Genomic DNA, 3,869 nt, shown 5'->3' with positions numbered 1-3,869 from the left:
GGCCTAGTGTCAGCCGTTTCACTTTGCCATCAATCCTTTTTTCCAGGATGAATGATTTGGCGCCGGATGAGGTGATGCGCACCGCAAAACCCTTTAGTTCGGTGTCACGTATGAAAGCCTGACCGGTTTCTGGTGTAGACAATTTGTCTACATAGGATTTCGTGATCTTCTGCGCAGGTGTTTGATGTGTGTTCATTGTTTCAATTTCCATTCATGTAGACACTATGTAGACAATGGACGTAAAACTATGAGGTAGAGTTTAAAACAATGTGATATTAAAAATCAATACAAAACAATGACATTAATATATTTTCAAAAACTATAAAACAACGTAAAACAGTACATTTTAGAATTTGTAATCAGAAGGTCCCGAGTTCGATTCTTGGTGTCGGCACCATAAAAACAATAACTTAAGTAATATTTTCAGACTCCTGATTACCCGATTGTGTCAAAATTGTGTTATTCAGGAGTTCATCTACTACCATTGCATGTTTTCTGAATTGCTCGGGAGCCAAATGAGCATAACGTTTCACCATCTCAGTTGATTCCCAAGCGCCCATTTCCTGAATCACATTTAACGGAACACCTTTTTGAGTTAACCAACTTGCCCAGGTATGCCGCAAATCATGCCAGCGGAAGTTTTCAATACCAGCCCGTTTTAATGCTCTGCGCCAAGCTTTAGTATTAACTTGGTTGATTGGTTTTCCGCGATAAGTGAAGATTCTCACCGGATGCTTACCAATCTGTTTCTGCAATATTTCCATTGCAGTTGCATTTAACGAAACGTGAATGCTTTTTCTTCCTTTTGCTTGATCAGCGTGAATCCAAGCAACATTTCTCTGCAGGTCAACTTGCGACCATTCAAGATCGGTTACATTTCGTTTGCGTAATCCAGTACAAAGTGAGAACGTAACCAAATCAGCCAAATGTTCCGGCAATTCATTAAGCAACACTTTTACTTGCTCAGGTTCAATCCAGCGAATGCGCCTTTTAGGCTCTCTATATAGACGAATAAAAGGCGCTTTCTCGATCCATTCCCATTCAAGAGCCGCACGGCGCAAAATTGCCCGGATTGTCGCCAAATAGCGGTTAGCCGTTGAAGGTGAAGTTTCTTTGCATTTTACTTCACCCACTTCAGCAATTACTTCCCGAGTTAATTCAGAAAGTAACCGGCCTCTAAAGAACTGTTGAATCCAGGCAACCTGCTTTATATCTTGCTTGTGTGAAGCTTTATGCTCAGTTTCCATCAGCCATTTATAAGCCGCTTCATCCCAAGTGCGCTTTGGCTTATCACCCAGTTTCACAACCCGCCAAGATTCTGCTTTCAGCTTGTCGTGGAATTCCTGTGCTTGGGTTTTGTCTTCTGTTGCAGCAGAGCATCTAACTCGCTCGCCGCTTGGTGTGGTGAAACTAATCCACCACGTCTTATTGCGTTTAAAGAGTGACATAATTGTTTTTCTCCATGTCCCACTTGCAACGCTTGCCGAGAGGGAGCATATAACGACTGAATGTATGCAGCAAGATCATCTTCAATAAATACCCAACGCTTCCCCAATTTCGCACCGGGGATAATTCCCGCTTTGGCACGACGACGTACTTCTTCAGGGTGAAGCTTGAGGAATTGTGCTGCTTCATTCTAAGTTAAGGGTTTTCATTCACCCTCCGAAGCTTTGCAATAATCTTTAGTAGCTCTCTCTACTTCTAGACGCTTTTGTTCAGCTTCATTGAAATTCTGAATCGTATTGAATTCTTTCCCACGTAAACGCACTTTCTCAAGAAGACAATCTTCGCCTGAAAGCCCGATAAACTCTCCGCAGGCGCAAAGATACTGATGCAACGCTAATAAATAACGATCTAGCCCCTCATCAAAGTCCGTAATGCCATACTTTGCCATGTAGGAAGCCAGTGAACTGATTCCCAATGCCAATATTCGTTTATCTTCGGGTAATCGTGTCGCTTGGAACGATCTGGAAAGCGTATTTAGGTTTGTTTCCCAATCTATAGATGAGATATATCCCCAGAGCGGATGAATTGGCCAGCGTGAGCGCGTTTGATCGTCAGGATTAGGCAGTGTAAGACGCAACCATTCCGTTGAAGCATAGCTCCATAAGCCGTTTAGATTAGCTAATACGCTGTCAAGGCTAATCAAGCCATGTTCTGCCAGCACATCACGCATCAACTGAAATTCAACACGCCAGACAGGTTCACCCTCGATCCATCCCGTTTCTTTCCATAAAGGAATAAGATCAGTTCTACCACTGCTATGAATTTCCAATAGTTTGTTGTACAGACGGCAGGAAATTTTGCCGCCCAGACCAATCGACCAGCCGGTGAATTTCTCGTTGATGGCATGCGCATCGATTTTCTTGCCGCGCGTGATCCATGCTTCACGGCCCCAGGATTCCATATTTTCATAGGAAACAAAATCAGCACAGAGATCGATACGGCTGACATGAGCAGAACTGTCTAAAGTGCCCAGTTCCTTGAGAATATCGCGTAAATGCTTTTCTGCTTCAGCAGGCATGATGCTACATAGATACCGGGAAGATATCTTCACATACGCCATTGGTGTTTTCTTGCCGGTTCTGGATAGACTGATTCGGAATGCCCCATCTTCCAGCACATACGGAAATATCGACGAGCCTTTATCCTTGACTTCAAAGATATGACCGCAAATGGCATATTGTGCTTGAGCTTGTTGATCTATTTCAGGATGCTGTGCCAACTGTTTCAGCTTGGCCAAACGTTCTTTGACTTCCGGGAATAATTCACCTTGATAGGATAGATAGAGGCTATCAACCCCAAGCCTTAAAAGCTTGAAGTACTCACTATTGCAGTTATAGGGTACTGTGTTACTACGAAGCGTACCCTCTGGGGATAAATCTGACTGATGCAGCGCATCCGTCGAATCTTTTTCCACCTCGCCCTCGCATCTATCCTCCTCGCTGAAGCTCGTCGTCATCTGCGTTGGCTCGGCGGCTTCGATTTTATTAGATGCTACAGATTCAGGCGAAACATTGGTTTCTTTCTTCATGATAAAAGTCCTTATCGATATTGCCCATAAAAATGGACGGCGACCATGCAGAATGCTTGTCGCAACCGATCCGAACTATATTTATCAAGACAAGATAGCTGAATGCACTAAAAAACAATTTTCAGTGCATTGACTAAAAGCCGTTTTTCTGCTTTTTACGGTATTCAATACGTTTCTTAACTATAGAATTTTCATCCTCAATGTAACCTTGGTCGACATTCAACCCCATTCCGTTATATACATCCAGAATCTCTCGCGCTTTAATATCATCTAGCCATTTAAACCCATCCAGTACAGCAAATAACATATATAACGCCGGATAATCAATCCTGCATTTAATAGCAGGGCGATCGATATATGCTGTAACCGAATTCAAAAAATTAGGATCTTCACCTGTCTGGAGACGTGCATAGGTATCGCGAAAGTACGGATGGCCTGTCAAAATATTTCGATCTATCTGTATAGCTCTGCAGAAAGCTTTCTTATCACCTTTAAGTGCTAGTGGTACAAGTGTAGTCAACTTTTGACCGTGCACCATAAGTGCTATATGGTTGTAAAAATATGCGTAAATATAAGCAAGAAATAACTGTATTGAGAGAAAAATTTTACCCTTTTCATCTTCAGACAATGCTTCCAATTCCTTCCGGGTAATATCCCAATCATCATTGGTGGCATTAGAAAGATTTTCAAACAGATAAAAAAGATCACCACCCAGATTTTCACTTAAATATGAATCAACAAAATCAAGTTTCTCATTTTCTGCCTTTAACGGAAATGAAAATGAACAGCAATAAATAATGTATGCAGGCCTATGGTTGAATGTATCTGTTAATTA

4 protein-coding genes and 1 pseudogene are annotated in these 3,869 nt (G+C 42.1%); all 5 read right to left on the bottom strand.

Translation table 11 applies throughout. The features are described from left to right. Positions 1–196, bottom strand: a 196-nt coding sequence (locus tag K2P83_RS07990; protein ID WP_292928024.1) for an Arm DNA-binding domain-containing protein, incomplete at its 3' end; no start/stop codon positions are given. 214 nt (positions 197–410) lie between these two features. Continuing rightward, positions 411–1,415, bottom strand: coding sequence for a site-specific integrase (locus tag K2P83_RS07985; RefSeq protein WP_292928026.1), 1,005 nt, complete (start codon positions 1,413–1,415; stop codon positions 411–413). Then, positions 1,325–1,624: pseudogene (locus K2P83_RS07980) on the bottom strand (helix-turn-helix domain-containing protein); the annotation flags it as partial. The gene K2P83_RS07985 and the pseudogene K2P83_RS07980, both read right to left, overlap by 91 nt. A 27-nt stretch (positions 1,625–1,651) precedes the next feature. Then, a complete protein-coding gene (locus tag K2P83_RS07975; protein ID WP_292928022.1) occupies positions 1,652–3,034 on the bottom strand; it encodes a replication initiation factor in 1,383 nt (460 codons plus the stop codon). 133 nt (positions 3,035–3,167) lie between these two features. Then, entirely contained in the window at positions 3,168–3,671 is a 504-nt protein-coding gene (locus K2P83_RS07970) for a hypothetical protein (RefSeq protein ID WP_292928020.1), read from the bottom strand. Positions 3,672–3,869: the final 198 nt, after the last annotated feature.

The sequence above is a fragment of the Nitrosomonas sp. genome (genome assembly GCF_019752415.1).
In the GTDB taxonomy this organism is placed as follows: Bacteria; Pseudomonadota; Gammaproteobacteria; order Burkholderiales; family Nitrosomonadaceae; genus Nitrosomonas.
Note: the sequence above shows the minus strand (reverse complement) of the source record. Positions and strands in the feature narration are given on the sequence as shown.